At 31.1% G+C, this 22,694-nt stretch carries 29 protein-coding genes; 27 read left to right on the top strand and 2 right to left on the bottom strand.

What is annotated here, in order from left to right:
- Window positions 1-163: 163 nt before the first annotated feature.
- A complete protein-coding gene (locus Q0921_RS10015; protein ID WP_299256344.1) occupies window positions 164-1,204 on the bottom strand; it encodes a serine hydrolase in 1,041 nt (346 codons plus the stop codon).
- A 70-nt stretch (window positions 1,205-1,274) separates the two neighbouring features.
- Here Q0921_RS10015 and Q0921_RS10010 point away from each other — a divergent pair, with 70 nt between their 5' ends.
- From Q0921_RS10010 to Q0921_RS09955, 12 genes are all read left to right on the top strand, one after another.
- On the top strand, window positions 1,275-1,403 hold the full coding sequence (locus Q0921_RS10010; RefSeq protein WP_299256342.1) for a hypothetical protein: 129 nt from the start codon (window positions 1,275-1,277) through the stop codon (window positions 1,401-1,403).
- A gap of 222 nt (window positions 1,404-1,625) precedes the next feature.
- On the top strand, window positions 1,626-2,495 hold the full coding sequence (locus Q0921_RS10005) for a DUF4349 domain-containing protein (protein ID WP_299256340.1): 870 nt from the start codon (window positions 1,626-1,628) through the stop codon (window positions 2,493-2,495).
- 350 nt (window positions 2,496-2,845) lie between these two features.
- Window positions 2,846-3,718 carry a sigma-70 family RNA polymerase sigma factor gene (locus tag Q0921_RS10000; RefSeq protein WP_299256338.1) on the top strand — a complete coding sequence of 291 codons (873 nt, stop codon included), beginning with the start codon at window positions 2,846-2,848 and terminating at the stop codon, window positions 3,716-3,718.
- Between the two features lie 129 nt (window positions 3,719-3,847).
- Window positions 3,848-4,351, top strand: coding sequence for an SRPBCC family protein (locus Q0921_RS09995; protein WP_299256336.1), 504 nt, complete (start codon window positions 3,848-3,850; stop codon window positions 4,349-4,351).
- A 58-nt stretch (window positions 4,352-4,409) separates the two neighbouring features.
- Window positions 4,410-5,027, top strand: coding sequence for an SRPBCC family protein (locus Q0921_RS09990; protein ID WP_299256334.1), 618 nt, complete (start codon window positions 4,410-4,412; stop codon window positions 5,025-5,027).
- Window positions 5,028-5,077: 50 nt separating this feature from the next.
- Window positions 5,078-5,560 (top strand): SRPBCC family protein, encoded by a 483-nt coding sequence (locus tag Q0921_RS09985; RefSeq protein ID WP_299256333.1) that lies wholly within the window; start codon window positions 5,078-5,080, stop codon window positions 5,558-5,560.
- Window positions 5,561-5,765: 205 nt separating this feature from the next.
- Window positions 5,766-6,695 (top strand): alpha/beta hydrolase, encoded by a 930-nt coding sequence (locus Q0921_RS09980; protein ID WP_299256332.1) that lies wholly within the window; start codon window positions 5,766-5,768, stop codon window positions 6,693-6,695.
- Window positions 6,695-7,177, top strand: coding sequence for a sigma-70 family RNA polymerase sigma factor (locus Q0921_RS09975; RefSeq protein ID WP_299257227.1), 483 nt, complete (start codon window positions 6,695-6,697; stop codon window positions 7,175-7,177). The genes Q0921_RS09980 and Q0921_RS09975 overlap by 1 nt, the downstream gene beginning before the upstream one ends.
- Window positions 7,155-7,745: a hypothetical protein gene (locus Q0921_RS09970; protein WP_299256331.1), complete on the top strand. Its 591-nt coding sequence runs from the start codon at window positions 7,155-7,157 to the stop codon at window positions 7,743-7,745. Before Q0921_RS09975 ends, Q0921_RS09970 begins: the two co-directional genes overlap by 23 nt.
- Window positions 7,746-7,757: 12 nt before the next feature.
- Entirely contained in the window at window positions 7,758-8,150 is a 393-nt protein-coding gene (locus Q0921_RS09965; protein ID WP_299256330.1) for a hypothetical protein, read from the top strand.
- A 242-nt stretch (window positions 8,151-8,392) separates the two neighbouring features.
- Window positions 8,393-9,238 carry an AraC family transcriptional regulator gene (locus tag Q0921_RS09960; RefSeq protein ID WP_299256329.1) on the top strand — a complete coding sequence of 282 codons (846 nt, stop codon included), beginning with the start codon at window positions 8,393-8,395 and terminating at the stop codon, window positions 9,236-9,238.
- A 62-nt stretch (window positions 9,239-9,300) separates the two neighbouring features.
- Window positions 9,301-10,305 carry an NAD(P)-dependent alcohol dehydrogenase gene (locus Q0921_RS09955; protein ID WP_299256328.1) on the top strand — a complete coding sequence of 335 codons (1,005 nt, stop codon included), beginning with the start codon at window positions 9,301-9,303 and terminating at the stop codon, window positions 10,303-10,305.
- A gap of 311 nt (window positions 10,306-10,616) precedes the next feature.
- Here the strand turns inward: Q0921_RS09955 and Q0921_RS09950 are convergent, their stop codons facing one another.
- The gene (locus Q0921_RS09950) at window positions 10,617-11,216 is read right to left on the bottom strand and encodes a Crp/Fnr family transcriptional regulator (RefSeq protein WP_299256327.1); all 600 of its coding nucleotides are present in this window, start codon (window positions 11,214-11,216) and stop codon (window positions 10,617-10,619) included.
- 298 nt (window positions 11,217-11,514) lie between these two features.
- On the opposite strand from Q0921_RS09950, the gene Q0921_RS09945 reads away from it, so the two are divergent.
- The 15 genes from Q0921_RS09945 (at window position 11,515) to Q0921_RS09875 (ending at window position 22,676) form a co-directional block, all read left to right on the top strand.
- Window positions 11,515-12,201: a hypothetical protein gene (locus Q0921_RS09945; RefSeq protein ID WP_299256326.1), complete on the top strand. Its 687-nt coding sequence runs from the start codon at window positions 11,515-11,517 to the stop codon at window positions 12,199-12,201.
- Window positions 12,198-12,620 (top strand): DUF6326 family protein, encoded by a 423-nt coding sequence (locus tag Q0921_RS09940; RefSeq protein ID WP_299256325.1) that lies wholly within the window; start codon window positions 12,198-12,200, stop codon window positions 12,618-12,620. The genes Q0921_RS09945 and Q0921_RS09940 overlap by 4 nt, the downstream gene beginning before the upstream one ends.
- Before the next feature lie 10 nt (window positions 12,621-12,630).
- Complete coding sequence (locus Q0921_RS09935; protein ID WP_299256324.1) at window positions 12,631-13,617, top strand: NAD(P)-dependent alcohol dehydrogenase; 987 nt, start codon at window positions 12,631-12,633, stop codon at window positions 13,615-13,617.
- Window positions 13,618-13,866: 249 nt separating this feature from the next.
- Complete coding sequence (locus Q0921_RS09930; protein WP_299256323.1) at window positions 13,867-14,181, top strand: hypothetical protein; 315 nt, start codon at window positions 13,867-13,869, stop codon at window positions 14,179-14,181.
- Between the two features lie 152 nt (window positions 14,182-14,333).
- Entirely contained in the window at window positions 14,334-15,548 is a 1,215-nt protein-coding gene (locus tag Q0921_RS09925; RefSeq protein WP_299256322.1) for a serine hydrolase, read from the top strand.
- 260 nt (window positions 15,549-15,808) lie between these two features.
- Window positions 15,809-16,222: an ester cyclase gene (locus tag Q0921_RS09920; protein WP_299256320.1), complete on the top strand. Its 414-nt coding sequence runs from the start codon at window positions 15,809-15,811 to the stop codon at window positions 16,220-16,222.
- A 1-nt stretch (window position 16,223) separates the two neighbouring features.
- On the top strand, window positions 16,224-16,559 hold the full coding sequence (locus tag Q0921_RS09915; RefSeq protein WP_299256319.1) for a GIY-YIG nuclease family protein: 336 nt from the start codon (window positions 16,224-16,226) through the stop codon (window positions 16,557-16,559).
- A gap of 168 nt (window positions 16,560-16,727) precedes the next feature.
- Complete coding sequence (locus Q0921_RS09910; protein WP_299256318.1) at window positions 16,728-17,183, top strand: GNAT family N-acetyltransferase; 456 nt, start codon at window positions 16,728-16,730, stop codon at window positions 17,181-17,183.
- Window positions 17,184-17,227: 44 nt separating this feature from the next.
- Window positions 17,228-17,641, top strand: coding sequence for an ester cyclase (locus Q0921_RS09905; protein ID WP_299256317.1), 414 nt, complete (start codon window positions 17,228-17,230; stop codon window positions 17,639-17,641).
- A gap of 1 nt (window position 17,642) precedes the next feature.
- Window positions 17,643-17,981: a GIY-YIG nuclease family protein gene (locus Q0921_RS09900; RefSeq protein ID WP_299256315.1), complete on the top strand. Its 339-nt coding sequence runs from the start codon at window positions 17,643-17,645 to the stop codon at window positions 17,979-17,981.
- Window positions 17,982-18,147: 166 nt separating this feature from the next.
- Window positions 18,148-19,053, top strand: a complete 906-nt coding sequence (locus Q0921_RS09895; RefSeq protein WP_299256313.1) for a hypothetical protein — start codon at window positions 18,148-18,150, stop codon at window positions 19,051-19,053.
- A 639-nt stretch (window positions 19,054-19,692) separates the two neighbouring features.
- Window positions 19,693-20,442 carry a DUF6597 domain-containing transcriptional factor gene (locus tag Q0921_RS09890; protein WP_299256311.1) on the top strand — a complete coding sequence of 250 codons (750 nt, stop codon included), beginning with the start codon at window positions 19,693-19,695 and terminating at the stop codon, window positions 20,440-20,442.
- A gap of 33 nt (window positions 20,443-20,475) precedes the next feature.
- On the top strand, window positions 20,476-21,384 hold the full coding sequence (locus Q0921_RS09885; protein ID WP_299256309.1) for an alpha/beta hydrolase: 909 nt from the start codon (window positions 20,476-20,478) through the stop codon (window positions 21,382-21,384).
- Window positions 21,385-21,465: 81 nt separating this feature from the next.
- Entirely contained in the window at window positions 21,466-21,867 is a 402-nt protein-coding gene (locus tag Q0921_RS09880; protein WP_299256307.1) for a hypothetical protein, read from the top strand.
- A gap of 248 nt (window positions 21,868-22,115) precedes the next feature.
- Window positions 22,116-22,676 carry a hypothetical protein gene (locus tag Q0921_RS09875; protein ID WP_299256305.1) on the top strand — a complete coding sequence of 187 codons (561 nt, stop codon included), beginning with the start codon at window positions 22,116-22,118 and terminating at the stop codon, window positions 22,674-22,676.
- Window positions 22,677-22,694: the final 18 nt, after the last annotated feature.

Here is a 22,694-nt window from a genome sequence, read left to right as displayed (position 1 = left end):
GTAAAATGGAGAAAACCTATAAAATAAAATAATTAAATTATCGACTTTGTAAAAGGTGACAACGGAATTTTGCACAAAGTACTTCAAGTCAGTTTTCAGAGTTATTAACAACAGATTCACAGGAATTTCTGAAACAATAAATTTAACATAAGCCTTTTAATACTTAATTGAATTTTAAAATATTTTTGATTTCATCTGAAATATCACCTACATTTTCATGTTTCTGATTTGTTTGAACTATAATAGTTAACACATCTTTATCATTATTAAATCTTCTTACAATACATTCATAATTCCCAGCAGAACCATGATGAGAATGTTCAATAATTCTATTCTTTGCCCATTCTACAGAACCTAAAGGAGATTGAATATTTCCAAAAAAATCTGCTTCTTCAGACAAGAATTTTATTGATTCTTGATTTATAATTTTATAAGAATGAAGGTTTTCTATCCAATTATATAAATCATCTGCAGTTAAACTAAAAATAGCTCCTGAGATTGTTACTTTATAAGAATCTTCCTCATAATCATCATTAAAAGGAATAGCCATTAAGCTTTTATCTAAATATGGAGCTTGTGGATGAATTATTGCATCTTTTAATGAAAAAGGAGTGAATAAATTTTGAGTAACATACTCTTTAAAAGTTTGGTTTGTGATTTTTTCTACAATTTGAGACAATAACATTGGACTATGATTGGTATATAAGTAATCTGTACCTGGCTTAAACTCTAACTCTTTTATATTTAATAAATCTTCTTTAATTTTTTCATTAGTAATTCGTTCATCTATTTTAAAATATTTATCCCATTCAACCTCTGGAAGACCACTTGTGTATTGTAATAAATTTTTAATTGAAATTGTTGATGCCCAACTTGGTAAATCTTTTAAATATACATTTATTTTATCCTCTAAATTAACTAATCCTTTTTCTTGAAGTTGCATGATTGAAACTGCTGGAAATTCTTTATATACAGAACCTAAATCAAAACGGAACTCTTTATTAAGTTTTACTGTTTTAGAGCCATCTGAAAATCCAAAAGAATTTTCGTAAACTTTTTCTCCATTTAGAACTACTAAGACGTTTCCGTTAAAATTACCTTTTGTTGCTAGTTCTTTTATATAAGAATCTATAGAAGTGTGATTTTTACAGTTTATAAAAATTATTGAAATAAATAATAATAGAATAGAAAAAATACGTTTCATAAATTTAGTAATTTATTACATTTTAATGACGAATCAGTATAAGTTTTGTTACAGTATAAATTCTATTTTCATGTCAAAGCTAACAATGTCTTTACTGCAATTTGCTATCTTAGTTGCTCACGTAACAAGTCATACACAAACATGTTGTGGCGCTTATGAGAAAAACGACATTCATAATACTAATGACAATGATTTTTAATTCGGTAAATGGACAAGATTTGAGTGGAATACGGCTAATGATTAAGAGTGGAAGTACTTACGGAAAAAGTTACACTATATGGATTTCCAAAAAACCTTACGAAATAACAACGAATTGAAAAAATACAACACCACAGCACCGTATTTACTAAATTAAGTACTTAAAATACGCAACAAATCATATATGAGAACATTATACACAAGCAAAACAAACATTTGAAATATGAAACAATCATTTAAGAAACGATTAAAAAAGTTGATTCTTTGGCTAATATTAGTTTTTGCAATTTTATTCATTTTCAGACTGATGTATGGTTATACAAAAACATTTGATGAGACACCGAATCAATCTCAGTTTTTTGATAATATTTCTAACTCCAAAAGGAACTACGCAACGAAGAAATATGAAGTAAAATCAGGTACTAGAAATCAATCTGCAATAAAAGTTGACCAGAAGTATGAAAAAATTGCAGAAATTAAAACGAAATCTTCAAACTTTGAAAAAGAAGAAAAATCATCTAGAGAAACGATTAAAAAACTTGACGCATTAATCCAATTCGAGCAGAAAAGTGGAAACAAAGGATATCGAAAATTGAATCTAGTAATTGGAGTTCCTCCTGAAAATTTTGACGATTTGTATAGTCAATTAATAACAATTGGTAAAGTACAAGCAAAGCAAATAACAAAGAAAGATAAGACAAATGAATACAAGGAACTAAATGCTAAAAAACAATCATTAGAAAAAATCAGAACCTCATTAATCGAATTAAAATCAAAAGGTGGAAAAATAGATGAATATATGGGATTAGAAAACCGTATTCTCGAAATAGAACAGCAACTTCAAGGACTTGGTGTTAGTCTTGGAGATTTTGATGATGAAAATGAATTTTGTACAGTCCAATTTTCTCTTTTAGAAGGCAAAGAAGTGAAGATAGGAACTATGCAGAGAGTAAAAGTAGCATTGGAATGGACAGTTAAGATTTATCTTCGAATTATGGTAACCTTCTTTTTCTTAAGTTTATTTGCTTATTTGGTATTACTTGGAATTGATAAATTAAAATTATTTGACAGAATAATAAACCGAAAAGAATAAAGCCAGTGTGCAACAAGGTATAAAACATAAATTGTGACTATTGACCCTGACGATTTTATTTATCTATAAAAACCGGCCTCGCTATCACTACTAATATTTTGTAAGTAGCGATTGCCAGTAAGAATATATCATTTTGTAATATGAGGACGTAATTTTTAGAATCTTACAAAGAAAACGAGTTGCAATACGATACGTTTGTAAGTATTTGTAATTAATTACATATACTACTAGATATAATTAATAGTAACAATACTCGTGTGTTAGGCATAGGCTCAGAAAACCAATTGAGTACCCAAGAACTTTTGTAACACTTTGTAATATTCTGTATCTAAATCGAAAATCCTTTAATTATGCAATTTCCTTTAAGTAAATCATATTCAGATACAGAACAACAAAGTCTTGTAAAACAAGCCATACAAGGCGACAAAGAAGCCTTAAATGACATTATAAACTTTCATCAGCCATTTATTTACCACGTGGCGTGGAAAATGTGTCACAATCCCGTAGACGCTCAGGATTTGACCCAAGAAGTTCTTATTAAAGTAATTACCAAATTAGGACAATTCAACTTTAAAAGTAAATTTAGAACATGGCTTTATCGTATTGTTGTCAACGAGTTTTTACAATCCAAAAGAAGAAAAGGCGAAGCGCAATTTTCTGATTTTGATAATTATGGAGAACGCTTAGACCAAGTTCCAAATCCTGAATTAAGCATTGAGGAAGAAATAAGCTACCAAGAGCTATCAAAAGAAATGCAAGTTCAATGTATGAGTGGAATGATTATGTGTTTAAATAGAGAACAGCGCTTAATTTTTATTATAGGAGCAAGTTTTGGAATTGATCATACGCTTGGAGCGGATATTTTTGGTATAAGTCCTCAAAATTTTAGGATAAAACTTCATAGAGCCCGTAAGGATTTGTTTAACTACATGAACAATAAATGCGGACTAGTAAAAAAAGAAAACCCATGTCGATGTCCTAAAAAAGCAAAAGCTTTGAAACAAATGGGTGTTTTAGATGAAGAAAAAATGCTTTTCAATATCAAAACAAAAACGAAGGTAAAAGATTTTGTTGAGCATAAACATAAAGAAGCTTTAGACGATTTCACTTCGACTTACACTAAATTATTTCAAGAGCATCCTGTTAAAGAAGACTTCGATAAAGACACAATTATTAATGAACTTATAAATAACAATAAACTTTCTGGTTATTTCAAGTTATAAGCTGCCAAAAAGCTTCTTATAACTAGTTACAAAGGTTACTCCATATCGGAGTAGCCTTTGTCGTTTTGTAACACATTATACTTTCCTGTATCAAAACAGTAAATCATTAATACTATAAAATTTATTGACGTGGAATTTAAAAAAGAAATAATCATCAACAAACCAATAGAAGCAGTTTGGGAAGTATTAGGTAATCAATTTGGCGATGCTTACGAATGGGCATCGGGCTTAAATCATTCTAAAGCGTTTGGTCCACCATCAATTAATGGAGCACCTTCAAACAATCGGGCTTGCGAATTACCTTCGGGTACAATCAAAGAGGTCATCAAAAAATTTGACTCTAGTTATTACATCTTAGAATACGAAGTTGTTGAAGGCTTTCCATTCTTTGTGGATACAGCTATCAACAACTGGCAACTTACCAAAATAAGCACACAAAGCACAAAAGTGAACATGCATCTTTTAGTAAAAACTAAAGGTTTGGTTGGCAGTATCATGAATCCTATGATGAAACTGCAATTAAACAAACAACTTATTCACATTCCTAATGATTTGAAACACTTTGTTGAAACAGGAAAGCCAAGTCAGAATAAAGCAAAAGAAATTGAAAGGCTCTCAAAGAGAATTGCTTAGGTTTTGTGACACCCGTATAAATAACATATCAAAGCTATATAACTAAAAATTTAGAACTATGAAAACAACAATGAAATCAATATTGGCATTCACACTCTTAGGAATAATTAGTGTAAATGCATTAGCCCAAAGTATGGTTAAAAAGTTCCGTACTGTAAAAGTAGAAATAAAAATAGACGCACCAGCAGAACGTGTATGGAAAGCTATGGTTTTGGATTATGGAGAAATATCAAACTTCTCACCATATATCTTCACTTCTGAATATACGAATGGTTCTTTAAAAGGTGAATTAGGAGCTGAACGCAAATGTAATTTTAATGAAAAAGGAATACAATGGTCTAAAGAGCGCATTGCAGAAATTGATAACGAAAATATGATAATGAGAAACGTTGTAATTGATGGAGCAAAACTTCCTTTAAACTTTGACAATTCTCAAGCTTTTTATAAAGTAAAAGATAATGGGGATGGTACTTCAACCGCTTCATACGAATTTCAATTCAGAACTAAGCCAGTCTTTTTAGGAATAATTGCCAAAGGAGGATTTAAAAATCAATTATCTGGAACGCTTGTAGGATTAAAACACTATATAGAGACTGGCGAGCGCGTAACTGGAGGTACTGACACTTACAAAAAAATAAAGAATACATATCCTAAGGCTACAGTAATAAAAACTTAAATCAACCAAATTACAAAATAACTATTATTAATATTTTAAAATTTAAAACAATGAAAAAATCAGCAATTTTATTTACCGTATTCATTTCTTCAATTTTAGCAATACAAGCACAAACACCACTAGTTGTTGAAATTGAGAGCTCAGCAGACGATGTTTGGGGACAAATTCGTAAAATGGATAATATTGATGAATTATCATCTTTTGTCTCTAAAGTAAAATGGACAGGACCAAAGGGAATTGGTGGTGAAAGAGTCTGTACTTCTGCAGACGGGAACGGTCACTTTAAAGAAAAAATAACTGGATTCGATGATAAAACGAGAACCTACTCTTACCAAGTTGTCGAAGGTGTTCCAGCAAAAAACATGAACAATACGATTAAGGTTGTTGATTTTGGCTACAATAAATCAATGATTGTATGGACATCAAGTTATGAATTTATGGAAAACCCTAATATGACTAAAATACAATTTGATAGCTTTATAACCACGGCAAGAGGGGAAATGGTGAAAAATATAATTAAATTGGTAAAATAAAGCCAGTGCCTAACAAATGTATAAACGCAATAGCGGTTTGAGTGTAAACTCGAACCGTTTTGTATTTTATTTAAGTATTTCATTATCCGAAAATAAAGTGCTTTAAATCCGCTACTATGCTTATACGGGATGTTTGCAATAATTAAAAAATAGCTTGTAACATTTTGTCATTCCTTGTATCTAAATGAAAAATAAAGGAATCAAAATGAAAAAAACTATCACCTTATTCGTATTTATCTTAGTTTCAATAGCTATTAATTCTCAAACGATTTATTCAAAAGCATTTGGTAACCCGAATAATGAACCCGTAATTTACCTACATGGTGGTCCTGGATACAATTCAATAGGTTTTGAAGTAACAACTGCTAAAAAGCTTAGTGAAAACGGATTTTTTGTCATAGTTTATGATAGACGTGGAGAAGGTAGATCTTCAGATAAAAACGCAAAATTTACATTTCAAGAAACGTTTGATGATTTGAACGTCATATATACAAAATTCAATTTAAAAGTTGCTACCCTTATAGGACATAGCTTTGGAGGAGTGGTTGGAACTCTTTACGCAGAGAAATATCCAAATAAAACAAAATCTTTAGTACTGGTAGCTGCGCCATTATCTATACAAGAGACATTAAGCACCATTATAAAAACTTCTAAAAGCATCTACGAAAGCAATAATGACAACACCAACCTAAGGTACATTGGAATGTTAGAGATCATGGATAAAAACTCATTGGGATATAGTTCGTACAGTTTTGGACATGCCATGCAAAATGGTTTTTATATGCCCAAGGCACCATCTGAAGAAGCCACAGCCATTTACACAAAATTGAAATCAGATACTTTAGTTAAAAGAAAGGATGCAAAAATGACAATGGAAGCACCAAAAGGGTTTTGGGAAAATGAAAAGTATACTTCAATAGATCTAACACAAAACTTAAAAAATGTATTAAAACATAAAATTGAAGTTTTTGGACTCTACGGTACCGAAGATGGTTTATATTCAAAAGAACATGTTAAGGAAATCAAAGGAATAATACCAAAAAATAATTTAAAATACATGGAGAACTGCTCTCATAATGTCTTTATTGATCAACAAAGTCAGTTTGTAGCCTCTCTAAAAACTTGGATTCACTAATGACTTTTGAAGAAATTCATAAAGTGTATTGGCCAAAAGTATATCGGCAATGTATGGGGTATATGAACGACCATGATGCAGCTAAAGATATTACGCAAGAAACCTTTATAAAGGTTTGGCAACATCTACCAAAATTCAGGAATGAGTCTTCCATCGGTACTTGGGTGTTTAGAATTGCGGTAAACTCTTGCTTAAGACAAATTAGTAAAGATAAAAATATGCCAAAATCTGAATTTCCAAATGAAATAGTTGAAGAAATTCTAGTGAATAATGAACCTCAAGTAGAGTTTTTGTACAAATGCATTTCAGAACTTCCTGAAGTTGAACGTATCATCATATCATTGGAATTGGAGGAATTGAAACAGAAAGAGATAGCAAAAATTGTTGGACTTACAGAAGGTAATGTCAGAGTGAAAATTCACCGAATTAAAGAAAAGTTAACCAAAAAATTCCAGAAACATGACAGACAACATAGACTTTAAACGATACTGGAATAAGCAGAAAATTGAAACTCAAACACCAGAGGAACTAATAAAAAAAGCCAATGAGTTTAAAAGAAAAACGCGCTTCAAACTTATTGCAGGCAACATTGTTTTACTAATATCTTGTATAGGCATTAGTTTTATTTGGTTCTATTATCAACCTGAGTTTTTGACAACAAAAATCGGAATTATCATAATTATGATAGCAATTCTAATATACGTAGCATTTCAAAGTACATTAATGCCGCTTCTATTAAAAAGGAATCTTGAGGCAAGCGCTAAAGAACAGTTGCTGCAGCTATTACAACTAAAAGAAAAGCAACGTTTTCAGCAGACAACTTTATTAAATGGTTACTTCTTTTTACTTTCTTTAGGTCTTGGCTTTTATATGTATGAGTATGCAGTTAGAATGACGTTTATTTGGGCTGTATTAACTTACGGGATTGTACTTTTTACAATAGCTCTAAATACCTTCTATTTTAGACCAAAAACCATAAGGAAGCAACAAGTTCGATTAAATAAATTGATAGCTCAATTAAAAAATTTAAAAGAACAATTAACAGATTAAAAAATAAAGATCATGATCACAAAAATAGTAATGACCTCAAGCGCCATATTCTTAGCAATTATAGGAATCCTTTTTTCTTTTTTACCGAATGAAGTAATTGAATATCTAAATGTAGAATCAAGTACCATTACAATACTCTTTTTGAATATATTGAGTGCACTATATCTGGGGTTTGGAATTTTAAATTGGATGGCAAAAGGAACGTTAATTGGAGGGATTTATAATAAGCCAATTGCCATTGGAAACTTAATGCATTTTGCAGTTGGGGCAATTGCATTAGTTAAAGTTATTTCTAATATCCAAAATAATCTGGAAATTGTTATTTTTCTAACAGTAGTGTATGTAGTTTTTGCAATACTTTTTGCCTATGTATTTAAAACTAATCCGACTAAAATAGAAAAGTAAAAAACTATTGTCAAGATTGTATAAAAATAATGCTAAATTAGATGATTAATCAAAAGCTAGTGCTCTTTTATTACTTCTGAATTTTCTTCGGAAATTACTCGCTGACGAAACGCACTATGCTTGTACGGAATGTTACCACACATTAAAACGATGAATCCAAGACTTTACTGAAATAGGTTAACCTATATCATTATAATACAGAAAGAAAATAAAAAAATCACAGAGAACACGACGTAAACTTTATGACTCAAAAACTTAATCAAATCGCGTTGTATGAAAAACCACTATTCTCTTGGTATGAATTATCTACACCCATTGAAAAAGAATTAAGTTTACCTTCTGAATCTTGTTTTGCCTATATTTTAGAAGGTGATAATCAGGATGTAACAAAATCAGGATTTTCAGCTACTAAAGGAACAATTATTCTTTCGTTATGTGGTAAAACAGTTGGACGTAGTTTCTCCACAATTGAAACTGGATACATAAGTACTATTGTTGTTCATTTTAATCAAGACGTACTGCAAAAAGTTTTTGATGGCGAAAAGCCAAAATTTTGGAAGGAATTGGATTGCCCTTTAAAAAAAGACAGCTTTCAAGAAGACGCTTCGGCCTTAGTAAAAGCCTATTTTTTGAGTGTTGCCAAATTTTTTGAACACAAAACTGCACTAAGCGAGGAAATTTTGGCGGTCAAGTTAAAAGAAATTATTCTGCTCCTCCTGCAAACTGAAGAGTCTTCGCACTTCAATTTAATTATAAGACGTTTATTTTCTAATAAAACTTTTTCATTTAGGAAAGTCATTGATGCTAATTTGTATGAACCATTGAACCTTCAACGTTTGGCAGCTATGACAAACAATAGTATGACTTCTTTTAAAAGAAAATTCAACAAAATGTACGACAGCACACCAGCTAAATATATCACTCAAAAAAAGTTGGAAAAGGCACGTAGTAATTTAGCTTTTTCTCAGAACTCCATACAAGAGATATGCTATGATTGTGGATTCATTAATCCATCCAGTTTTTCTCGAATGTTCAAAAATGAATATGGCTGTTCTCCTACTGAGTTCAGAAAGAACCTCAATGAATGATAATTGAACCCACTGGCAAAGACCGAATCATTATTTGCTAATATGTTTGCATCAAAAAGAATATGAAACATTCAAAATTGATGCGTGCTATCATTTTTCGAGACTATGGCAACCCTCAAGAAGTAGTGAAACTTGTAAAAGATTGTAAAATCCCTATACCCAATAAGAATGAAGTTTTAGTGAAAGTTGAATGTGCCTCAGTTAATGCGGCTGATAGATATATTGTGCGAGCTAATTACTTTATTATTCGGTTGGTTTTTGGATTGTTCAGACCTTCCAAGAACAAGAGAATCTTAGGAATGGATATAGCAGGAACTATTCAAAGCATTGGGCAAAATGTTAAGGGTTTTCAAGTAGGTGATGCAGTGGTAGCCGATATTCGAAAATCCTTTGGAGGAGGCTATGCAGAATATACCACTGTAAATACAAAATACTTAGTAAAAAAACCTGAGGAAATTTCTTTTGAACAAGCCTGTACAGTGCCTATATCTGGCCAAGCTGCAATGATGGGAGTGATTCTTTGTTCAATCAATCCAGGTGATAAAGTTCTGGTCAACGGTGCTTCAGGTGGTGTGGGATCTTTTGGCATTCAGATAGCAAAAGCTCAGGGTGCATATGTAGCAGCTATCTGTTCTACCAAAAAAATTAAGGCCGTAAAAGGTTGGGGAGCAGATGAGATTATTGACTATCAAAAAAAGGATTCAATCAAAGCCTTAATTGGAAAAGAGTTTGATGCGGTATTTGATACTGCATCTTTTGAATGTCCAGGTCGATACAAACAGGTTTTAAAGAAAGATGGTAAATATGTATTAGTCGGCGGTGATTTTTACAATATGCTTAAAGTAAAATTTCTTGGCCGATTTGGTCGTGGTAGTCAGAAATTTATGGCTTTAACTCAAAAGGTTGAGGTTACAGCAAATATAAAAACAGTACTAGAAATGATTGCCGATAAAAAGATAAAGCCCTCTATACAAAAAGTTATTTCACTAAAAGACGTACCAGAAGCTCTTCATAGTCTCGAGCAGCGTACCGTAGTTGGTAAAATAGTAGTTGATTTAAATAAGTAAGTCTTTGCCCATTTTTGAATCAAAATTAAATTAATCAATAAATTATGAGAAAAACTATTTTACTATTTACATGTCTCATTTGTACGCTTTCTTTACAAGCACAAACAGATACTGAACAATTAAAAGATAAAAAAGTGACATTAGGTTTACGTACTGGTTATGAATTTCAAGCTAACAATAGTAGTTTAAATTACAAACTTAATTTACCTTATATAGGTATTTGATCTGATTTTAAGTTTAGTGACAATTCATGAATACTGTTAGTTTGTTTGTAAATACTTTAATCAGAACATTAATGAAATGAAAATAGTTTAGTTATGTGAATTTGAGTAATTATCAAAAATTCTTTTACGAATTCTGCTTAGTGATTGTGGCTCCATACCAAGATAGCTTGCAACTTGGTGATGTGGAACTCTATTAAAAAGAGTTGGTCTGGTTTCTAGTAAATTCAGGTATCTTTCTTCTGGTGAGGATGATATGAAAATACTCCATTCTTCTTTCGCTTTATTCAATTTTTCTACTGCTATTTGTTGAAAAACAGCATCCAGTCTGGGAAGTGCTGCTCTTAATTCTTTTTCAAAAGCTTGATTACTTACAGTTAAAACACAATCTTCACTACAGGTCCAGAAATGTTTAGATGGTGAGCCCTTTCCGTCATGAGCGAATGGTGCAAAAGTATCTCCTTCCGTAAAGAAAGCTGTTGATTTTTCTACTCCGTCCTTAATCAAATACTCTCTTACACATCCTTCCACGACCATATAACACTTGCTTGGAATTTGACCCTCTCTTAATAAAATTTCATCTTTTTTGAATTGTTTAACAATCGTTTTTTCGACGATAAGATCAATTTCCTTTTCGTTCAGTATGTTTGCACAGCTTACTATCGCTCTAACTTTTTCCTTTAATTCCATAGTGTACTTTTTTAACTATCCACACAGAAGTATGTTTTAAGAATGATTCTGATTTAGCTTAATTTACAAATAAGATTCTATAGTTGCAAAGATAGATTTTTCAAATTGATGTATTATTTATTAACTAAACGATTCTATAAGACAAATGTTACTACCAGCGATTTATTTTCCATGCTCTAAAATGATATTAGAATCAAGACAAAGAGAAACTTTCCATCCTCCAAGACGATTGTAACTTAAGTTAATGATAAAGCTCTTGTTGTAGTTTAATTTTGCCCCAATTAAAGCATCATTTACAATGAATAAACAAGCTACAATTCTTACTAGACAAATTTTCTTATTTGGATTTGTGATTCTTGTTCTACAAAGCTGTGTATCAGTAAGGGATAGAAGTATTAAAGAATGGGAAAAGTATGAATGGCAAATAGTTAAAGTAGATAAATCTCAAAACCCTACTTGGAAAATCTATAAACGAAAACTAAAAGGAACAAATTTCTTAGAGTATAAAATTGAAGGAGATGTAAAATCATCTTCAGAAGCTTGTCTTAAGGCCTTTAAAAAAAATATTGATAAGCTAGCTAACGATGCTGAAAATAAAAAGTATCCGACCTATGAAATTTCAGAGGAATCTGAAAATAGTATTCTAACTTATGTAATTCACAATGAACCGTTCTTTTTTAAAAACACAGAAATGAGTGTCAGGTATCTGTTTTTCAGCGATGAAGATGGCGGTTTTGGGGCAAGATGGAATGAAGCATGGGAAGAATCTCAGATACAGCCTTCGAAAAAACTAAAACGTGTTGATACTTTTAGGGGTTCTTGCAGTTTTTCACAAATTACGAATAACTCAAGTAAAGCAATCAATAGTGTACAATTTGACCCAAAAGGAATGCCACTTTGGTTGATTAACCCTATGGTGTATAAGTTTTTAAAAGATGGATTGGAAGGTATTAGAACAACTTCAAAACAAATATTAATTAGATGATAAATAATAAAATTGAACCTCAAACGCTACTGTCAACTTTATGGATTTTTGTATTGCTCAATATAATTTTTAGAGACCTACATCAATTCGTCAAATCAGGATTTATCGAAGAGATAATGACTGGAACTGTCAACGGTATCGAAATAACAGACGAATTAATGTTATTGGGTGGGTTTTTAGCAGAAATACCCATTTTGATGATACTTCTTTCCAGAATATTAAGTGAAAATGTAAATAAATGGGCTAACATAATCGCCGGTATAATCACATTAGCAGTATTTGCGACAGGTATACCTTCTTTAGATATTGATGATGCGTTTCATATGGCTATTGAGACTGCTGCCATTTTATGGATATTCCGAATTGCTTGGAAATTGCCAACTCATAATAATATTAATATTACTGAATCTCATGCCTAATTTAATAAAGATGAAAGCTGTAGTATGCACTAAATACGGGCCACCAGAAGTTCTACAAATTCAAGACGTAGAAAAACCTGTTCCAAAGGATAATGAAATACTTGTGAAAGTTCATGCAACTTCGGTAAGTGCTGCTGATTATAGAGTACGGAGTTTTGATATTCCAGTCTCTTTCTGGCTTCCTGCTCGATTAATGGTGGGGCTTAGAAAGCCTAGAAAGTCTATTTTAGGAATGGAACTTTCTGGTAAAATTGAATCTATCGGTAAAGATGTTAAGTTGTTTAAAGAAGGAGATCAAGTATTCGCGGCTAGCCTGCAAACATTTGGAGCTTACGCAGAATACATATGTTTACCTGAAGATGGACCGATTGCCTTAAAACCAAATAATGCTACTTATGAAGAAGCTGCGGCCATACCTATCGGTGCTCGGACGGCATTTCATTATCTCAAAACAATAGGAAATATAAAACCAGAGCAAAAAGTGTTGATATATGGAGCTTCTGGAAGTGTAGGAACCTATGCCGTACAAATTGCCAAATATTTTGGAGCAGAGGTAACAGGAGTATGTAGCCAAGCTAATTTAGATTTGGTGAAATCCTTAGGAGCTGATAAAGTTATTGATTACGAAAAAACCGGTTTCACGAAAAGTTTCGAAAATTATGATATTATATTTATAACTATAGATAAATGCCCCTTTAAAGTTTGTATAAAGGCACTTAATAAAAATGGATACTACTTAAACATTGGTAGACCTATGAAAAGTTTGTCAATGATATGGACTTCAATAAATGCTAGTAGAAAAGTGGTTGTAGGAAAAAATTCACCAGAAACAGCTGAAGCATTAATAATCTTGAAAAGACTTGTTGAAGCAGGTCTACTTCGAGTAGTTATTGATAGAAAGTTCTCAATTAATCATATTGTCGAAGCGCATAGATATGTTGATAAAGGACATAAAAAAGGAAATGTTGTAATCACAGTAAATGAAAAAGTTTGTTAATTCATCTGTAACAAAGAAAGGAAGTGAATAAATTAATAACACAATTTATGATACGCTTAATAAAGTATATATCGTTTCAAGCTGTCTACAATTTTTTGATGATTTCATTGAAAATGGAATATTTCAAGTTGAAACTACAAAAAATATGTTTAATTAAAATGAATTCTATTTGAACGATGATTAGTCAAACAGATAAAATTAAATGTAATTAAAATGAAATAAAATAGTATAAGTTGGTTAATTCCCCCAATGACATTTTTACTCTGTGTTGACATGGTTTTAGCACAGGGTAATATGTCTAAAATTGACGCGAGCTCAATTAAAACGACGATTGATAATTCAATTTTCGAGACTCAGATCATACCAGTATGGAATAATTCATCCAAAAACGATGAATACAGAAAAAATGAAGGGACAGGGTTCTCATATGAATATAATCTACCTGATGCATGGAGAATTTCTTATGCATTATATAGAACTTATAAAGGAAGTTTAAACAATGGATATATTTTACTTGATATGAGTGAACTGTCCAGTACAACTAAAAATATACGCGGTAGGTAAAAATTTTCAGGATCAGATATTGATCAAACGAAATACACTCTTATCATTGCCGTCTCCAAGTATAAAAAACAAAGCAGTGCAGAAATAGAGAAATTTGATAATGGCCAATTAGTAATCCGAAACACTTTACAAATAGTCAAAAACATTAAAAAATGATAAAAAAACTAAAAATTACAATTCTTACAATAATTTCATTTGTTCTATTCCTCTTGGTACTTCTTTCTATTCAATATACACCTACCTATGTTTATCGACTTATAACAATGAATATAGCCGATGTTTATGATTATAAGAACTTTGGAAATCACGAGATTCAGGGAGCAAAAAGCACCAATACATTTATTTCTCAGCCTAAAGAGAAATATGTTGAGTCACTATTTGACGAACTAGTAACAAAAACTGGATTTAATAGTTTTGAAGAATGGGCTATTGAGTCTCAAACTACGGCACTAATTGTTATACAAAAAGATACAATCATTTATGAGAAATATTTTAATGGTTTTAGTAGAGATTCCTATTTCCATTCTCAATCTATGTCAAAGTCGTTTATATCATTTTTAATCGGAGCTGCCATTGATGATGGCATAATCAAAAGTGTAGATGACCCAATAACAAATTATATCCCTGAGTTATTAGAGCGAGATTCAAGTTTCAAAAAAATAACTATCAAACATTTACTAGAAATGCGTTCTGGGCTCAAATACAATACCAGTCATATACCCTTCACTAATATTCATTCTCCTTGGCATGATGAAGCAGTTGGCTATTATCACCCTAATGTTCGAAAGTTGCTACTTGAAAATGTAGAAATTTCATCTGAACCAGGAAAAGATTTTCAATATTCTAATTACAATACAAGTTATTTGGGTTTGATTCTTGAAAGAGCTACTAACGTAACTGTATCCAATTATTTGGAGCAGAAATTGTGGTCAAGAATAATGGAATATGATGCGCTTTTTTCCATAGATAGCAAAGAATCAAATTTTGAATATATGCCAAGTCGATTGATTGCCCGGGCGATTGATTATGCACGTTTTGGTCAGCTTATGCTTAATGAAGGAAATTGGTTTGGTAATCAGATTATATCAAAAAATTGGGTTCAGGAGTCTACTTTAGAAAACAAATCAATTCCTCGAGATATTTACCCAAAATGGTTTGGAAGAAGCAACAAAAGAATTTATTATAATTATCAATGGTGGGGTCATGCAAATAAAGACGGTACTTTCCATTTTTATGCAAACGGAAATCTTGGACAGAATATTTATATTATTCCTCATAAAGAAACTGTAATTGTTCACTGTGGTAATTCACTTCAATATTATAGTAGTGATTTTGATTTATGGAATGTTGCTCTACTCTTGAATTAGAAATTAAACTATAACAATGAATTAAAATAAATACTGGCTGCAACAAGGTGTATAAAACATAGCTAGTAATTGATTAATCGAAAGGTTCGTGCTTATTTACAAAGACCGCCAAATTTTTGAATTTGGCTTTTAAAATAGAAAAAGTAAAACAAAATATAAAAATTCAGCTCTGTGTTAATCCGAAAAGTTGGCATCTTTTTACACGCTACGTTTTATACACAAACCGTTAGTACCAACTTAAAAAAAAAATACGAAACACAATGAATAAAGAATCATTCCTTCGGGAATTTATGGACAAAATTTGGAATAAACAGGGTTTTGAAAAAGTTGAACAATATGTTCATCCAGAATATACAATTCATCTTGACACTTCTGACCCTTGGGAAGGAAAAACCTTAACTCATTCCGAATTTAAAGAGCGATTGAAGTTTTCATTCAATTCATTTCCTGATATGAATTTTAAAATTACATCTGCAATTCAAGAAGAAAATCACGTTGCAATAACTTGGATTCTAACAGGAATAAATCTTGGAATGATTGGAGAATATTCGCCAACTAAAAAAGCTATTAAAACTAAAGGAATGACTATTTATCATTTCAAAGACAATTTGATTAATGGACACACTCAAGTTTTTGACAGATTAACTGTTATGAAACAATTAGGATTTATGTAAAATGAAAACAAAAAAAGAACTTAAGGAAGATTATAAACAAATGAAAATTCCAATGGGAGTTTTTCAAATAAAAAATAAAGTTAGCAATAAAGTTCTAATTGACAATAGCATTGATATGGAGTCAAAATGGAATAGACATAAAATGGAACTTAAATTCGGGAATCATAGAAATAGAACCTTTCAAAAAGATTGGAACGAATATGGAGAAAATAATTTTGATTTTGAAGTTTTGTCCGAACTAAAGAATAATGAGGAGGAAAATGTTAATTATAATAAAGAATTAAAAACTCTTGAAAATATGATGATTGAGGAACTCAATATTGAAAGTACATACTGAGAAAAGCAGGTGCTAACACTTAAAAGTTTACTAATTCTAAATCGACTACCTGTTAAACACTAGTATCAATTATGAAAAAATTTAATATTTTTATTTATGTTATTTTATTAACATCTTGTCATACTGCTTCATACATGTTGTACTTAATTAAACAAACCATTGCATAAGATGATTGAAAAGCTCCAGAATAATGAAATTGAGGTCTCTAAAAAAATACGTTCAGTTTTTCAATTAGCATATAAGATAGAAGCCGAATTATTAAATGCTACTGATTTTCCTCCTTTGAAAAGACCTCTTGAAAAATACATTAATAGTAACACAGAGTTTTTTGGATACTTGAAAGATAGAGAACTTGCTGGAGTAATTGAGGTCGAGCACAACAGTAAATTTACAGACATTCATAGTTTAGTTGTTAATCCATCCTTTTTTAGAAAAGGAATTGCGAGAAAATTGATGGAATTTGTTTTTGATACATTTGATTCAAATCTTTTTGTTGTCGAGACTGGACTGGAAAATAGGCCTGCAACTGAATTGTATAAAAAATTTGATTTCAAAGAAGTTAAACAATGGAATACTGACCACGGAATTAGAAAAATAAAATTTGAGCGTATAATAAATAGCTAAGCGCAACAACACCTAAACGTTAGCACCAACTTAAAAAAAAGAAGATGAACAAAGAATCTTTCCTTCGGGAATTTATGACTGAAATTTGGAATAAAAAGAATTTTGATAAAGTTGAACAATATGTTCATCCAGAATATACAATCCATCTTGATACAACTGACCCTTGGGAAGGAAAAACTTTATCTCATTCTGAATTCGAAGAACGATTGAATTTTTCATTCAATTCATTTCCTGATATGAATTTTGAAATAACATCTGCAATTCCAGAAGAAAATCACGTTGCTATAACTTGGATATTAACTGGTACAAACCTTGGTATGATTGGCGGATATCCACCAACTAGAAAAACCATAAATACAAAAGGGTTAACAATTTATCATTTCAAGGACAATTTAATTAATGGACATACTCAAGTTTTTGACAGAATAACTGTTATGAAACAATTAGGATTTATGTAATATGAAAACAAAAAAAGAACTTAAAGAAGAGTACAAACAAATGAAAATTCCAATGGGAGTTTTTCAAATAAAAAACATTAAGAATAATAAAATTCTGATTGACCATAGTATTGATATGGAATCAAAATGGAACAGACATAAAATGGAACTCAAATTCGGTAACCATAGGAGTAGGAGTTTCCAAAAAGATTGGAATGAGTATGGAGAGGAAAATTTTGCGTTTGACGTTTTATCAGAATTAAAAAAGAAAGAAAAAGAAAATATTAACTACAATAAGGAATTGAAAACTCTGCAGAAAATGATAACCGAAGAGTTGAATATTGAAAGTATCTATAAATAAAAAGCAGGTGTTAACAATGAGTATAAGTAATAGCGGTTTAAGAGACAAAATAAAAGTAAAAACATAAAAACAAAGGTCAGTGCAGAACAGAAAGGCCTGTAAGTAGAAATCCGCTACTACTCAAACACTAGACCATTAGCAAACATATAAACAACAAAGAAATAGCATGAAATTTATTAAATTATTAATACTTGTATTTGCATTGTTTGTAAATGCTTGTAAAAATAAAAAACAGCACTCAATAGTTAGTGATTCATCAACTACAGAAAACCTCTATTTTGGACAAAAACCACCAGGTTTAATTCCAGAAGTTTTTGCTCCTGGAATTGTTTCAATCAACGGAAGGAACGCATCAACTATTTCGTTTTCTCCTGATTTAGATGAAATATATTTTTCAGCTCATGAAAAAGATGAAGAAACATCATCTATCTATTTCTCAAAACTTAAAGGTAATAAATGGACTCCCGTTAAAAGAGCAAATTTTACCGATGGGAAAAAAAATGAGGAATTATATCCATCCGTTAGTCTTAATGACAAAAGGATTTACTTCACAGCTTTTGATTCTATTTTTTCGGATGAGAAAATTTGGTACGTAAACCGTTTAGAGGACTCTTGGAGTGATGCAATAAAACTTGATTCACCTATTAATGATGACCTAGTTTTTTATATTAATCAAGCTAAAAATGGAGATCTTTTTTATACAAGTATTTCAAAAGCGAAAATGTATTATGCGCCCAACAAAAACGGTGAATTTCCTGAAGTACAAGAAATAGAACTTGAATTTGGTCATCACGGGTTTATTTCTCCATCTCAAGAGTATTTATTGGTATATAATCGAAAGAAAGAAAATGAAGATCACGATATTTATGTCTGCTTTAAGGAAAAAGACGGTACATGGACAAAACCAATTCCTCTTGGAAATGAAGTAAATTCTAATTTTAGTGAATCGTGCCCGAGTATCACGCCAGATGGCAAATATTTGTTTTTTAATAGATCCGACGAAGATGAGTCATCAAATGTGTATTGGGTAAGCACAGAAATTATTGATAAGTTAAGATCAGTTAATTTTTAAGAAGTAACAATAAATTTAGTACATATAATTTTGAAAGTAATCGTAGAAACGTTTGGTAGCAATGTATATGAAAAATAGCTCAAATCTCTGTTAATACTATGGTTTGTGCTTCTAAGCAAAGATCGTCGAATATTTTGGTTTAGTTTTACAAAGAAAACTCAATAAAATATAAAAACACAGTTTTGTTTTAATCGGAAAGGTTAGCTTTTTTTACACGTTACGTTTCATACACAAACAGTTGAAGTACATTGCCTAAATGAAACAGATGAGAACATTTTTTATATTAATAATCTTCAGCATGTTTTTAGGGTGTAAACAACCCCAAAAAGAAAGGATTCAAAATCAAGAAAAGAAAGAACGATGGTTTTTTTTGGTCAGTTGATTGGCATCCAACTAAGAGCCAATTTGAATAAAGAAGATGTTAAACTTAGACACGTGGAAATAGTTAAGGGTATTGGTAGAAAAATAAAAGAACACTGTGCATAATACCTTATAATATTAATAACTTAGTAATGAGTTTTTTACAGAAAATCTCGCAAATTACTTATTCGATTTGTATATAATTAGTTACTTAACCACATAACTAATTATATACAAAACTGATAAAATATAAACTAACCCAAACTTGAAGTATAGGATATGACTTACTACCAACAAGCATCTAATGAGGTTTTGAAACAGTATGTCAGGTGTTTTTGGTGGTTAGACAACGATTCATCAAAAAAACTTGATTATACGATTTTACCTGACGGTTTTTTTGATGTTATCGTTTACTTTGATAATTATAAATACCAAAGTACTGTGTTAACAGGACTATACACAAAAGAGGTAGAGGTGGTGATTCCTCCAAATCATCAACTTTTCGGAATACAATTCAAATTACCAGCTGCGGAATATATATTCTGCGAAAGTATTGCTCCGTTGTTAAATTCGGAAAAAAAGTTACCCGATGCTTTTTGGAATCTAAATTCATTTGACTTTTCCGAAAACCTAGATACGATTGATAGGTTAAGTTCAATAATAAGTGAAGAAATTAATAAAGAAAGAAACGTAGATAATCGAAAACTTAATCTATTCAGGTTGTTGAGTGAAACTAAAGGCAATGAAAGTGTAAGCTATTTTACGGATAAAGTATTTTGGTCTAGTAGGCAAATTAACAGATATTTTAATAAAACGTTCGGGCTTTCACTAAAAAGTTATTGTAATATAATAAGATGTTCGGCATCATTCAAAGACATCAAAAAAGGAGAATTATTCTCTAACCAAAACTATTACGACAGATCTCATTTTAATAAAGAAATAAAAAAGTATACCAACCACACTCCAAAAAGCCTGTCAAATAACGAAAACGACCGATTTTTACAAATTTCTATCATACCTAATAAGTAGCTTTGTGATATTATTAATCATACTAAGCTTGGAATGGACAAAGAAGTGATTGCTTGGAAGAATAGGGGTAGGACAACAGTTATAAACGGTCATCAAATATTTTATATAAAGGAAGGTAATGGTCCTAACCTTTTAATACTTCACGGGTATCCATTCAATACCTTCGAGTGGAAATCTGTTTGGGGAAATTTGGTAAAAAATTATACCGTTTTTACATTTGATTATTTAGGTATGGGTTTTTCTGATAAACCCAAAAATCATGACTATAACTTTCAGGAACATAGCGAAATGGTCAACTTTTTAATTGAGTTTTGGGGTATCAAACAAACCCATATCCTGTCACACGATCTAGGAGTTAGTATTGTACAAGAATTATTAGCTAGGGACTTAGCTTCACAAAACAGCTTTACCATGCAATCCGTTGTGTTTATGAACGGTGGTTTGTTTATGGATAGCTACAAACCTAGAATGATACAGCGACTGCTTTCTCAATCTCCCAAACCTATTGGGAAATTGTTGAGCCAGCTTCTCACTAAAAAGAAATTAGAAAAATCAGTAAAATCAGTTTTTGGTCCCAACACCCAACCTACTGACCAACTCATACATCAATTCTGGAATATTTTAAATTATAAGGACGGTAAGTCAATCGCATATTTGATAGGGAGGCTGGTTTTTGACAAATTAAACCATCAAGAAAGATGGATCAGTGCTATGCAAAACACAAAGATTCCAATGTGCTTTATAAATGGGCCATTCGATCCCAATTCTGGTATTCATATGGCTAATCGATATAAAGAACTGATTCCTAATCCTAAAGTAAAGCTATTGGGGGAAGCTATTGGACATTGGCCGCAAATTGAAGATCCAAGCGGTGTTTTGTCATATTATCAGGAATTTAGAAACGAAATCCATGAAACAACTAATAGCAATTCTCTTGATTAAAAAGGTTTACTCAAGGATTGAGAACCATTGAAGTGAAATACCCTATATAGTATTAGATGTGTAATCTAAAAACAAATAGTCATGATAAAAAAAATAGCAATAACATTTAGTATAATTCTATATGCGTTTGTCGTCCCTTTTTTGGATATCAATGAAACGCATGTTTGGAACCCAGATTGGACTCCTCATGCCAGAATTCATGAAGTTTGGCAATTGATAACTAACTCAAGTATCGGAGTATTATGCTTGTGGTTAGTCTGGTATAAAAAAGAAGTCCAATTAAGCACTTTATTAAGTCTTATGGTTACAGGAGGATTTTTATTAGCATTCTTCTTAAAAGATGGATATGGTGGTTCTATGAAATATTTAGATGGAAGTGAAAAGACTATAGCAGGAATTAATATAGGAGTTTTAGGCTTTGGAATAGCGTTCTTGTTTTTAATATTATCACACATTTTGACTAAAATAAAAAAGAAACAGTAACCGTCGTATAAGGCTCTAGAAAGGATTTTTTTGTTAAAATTCAGTGGTTTAAGCCTCAAGAGTACTGGTCTGTGACTAGTAGAAACTATGAGTAAGAATATATATTTAACAACCATATTGCTTTTGTGTATTATGGTTGTTTTTTTATTTTATCTAACATAGGTTTGTAATGTATACTAGTTGTACGTTGGTGATGGTTTAGAAAATACGTTACTTTTCTACTGAAACAGAAAAATAGAAAACAGATTATGAAATTCTTAAAATTATCTTTTATTACATTAATTATAAGTTTCTTTATTGCTTGTGACCTTACCTTAAACCCTAATGGATCGCCTGCTAACAATCCCTATTTCATAACCACAGAGCCTATAACAATTAAAGAAATAGCGATACCAGAAGGGACTAAGTTAAACTTCGAAAAACACTTCCTAAAAAAAGGAGAGCAAGGTTCGATAATGAATGAAAAATACCTCACTGGTTTTGAATTATCAGGAGGTAGAACGATTAATTGGGGTGGTGTGCCCATTACTACTATTTACAAGTTTTTTAATAAAGATATGAGCGGATATAGTGTGTATGCAGATTTTGAAGTAGCACCCAACAATGAAACAGCATTTTACAAAAAATGGAAAGAAGAAGGTTGTAGTCTAGATATTACAGTAAAGAACCGAGACAACTGGTCTTTTGATACATCTAACATCTTAGATGTAGAAGGCTGTAGTGTGTTATATCAACGCTATTTTAAGGACGATAAAAAACAGCAAGACTTTCTAGATGCAATGTATGTTGCATTAATGAATGTAAAATAATGTTTTAAAACTTGTTAT

Origin of the sequence: uncultured Aquimarina sp. (genome assembly GCF_947496855.1) — a bacterium.
Lineage (GTDB): Bacteria > Bacteroidota > Bacteroidia > Flavobacteriales > Flavobacteriaceae > Aquimarina.
The sequence above is the reverse complement of the archived record's forward strand: the minus strand, read 5'-3'. Positions and strand labels throughout refer to the sequence as shown.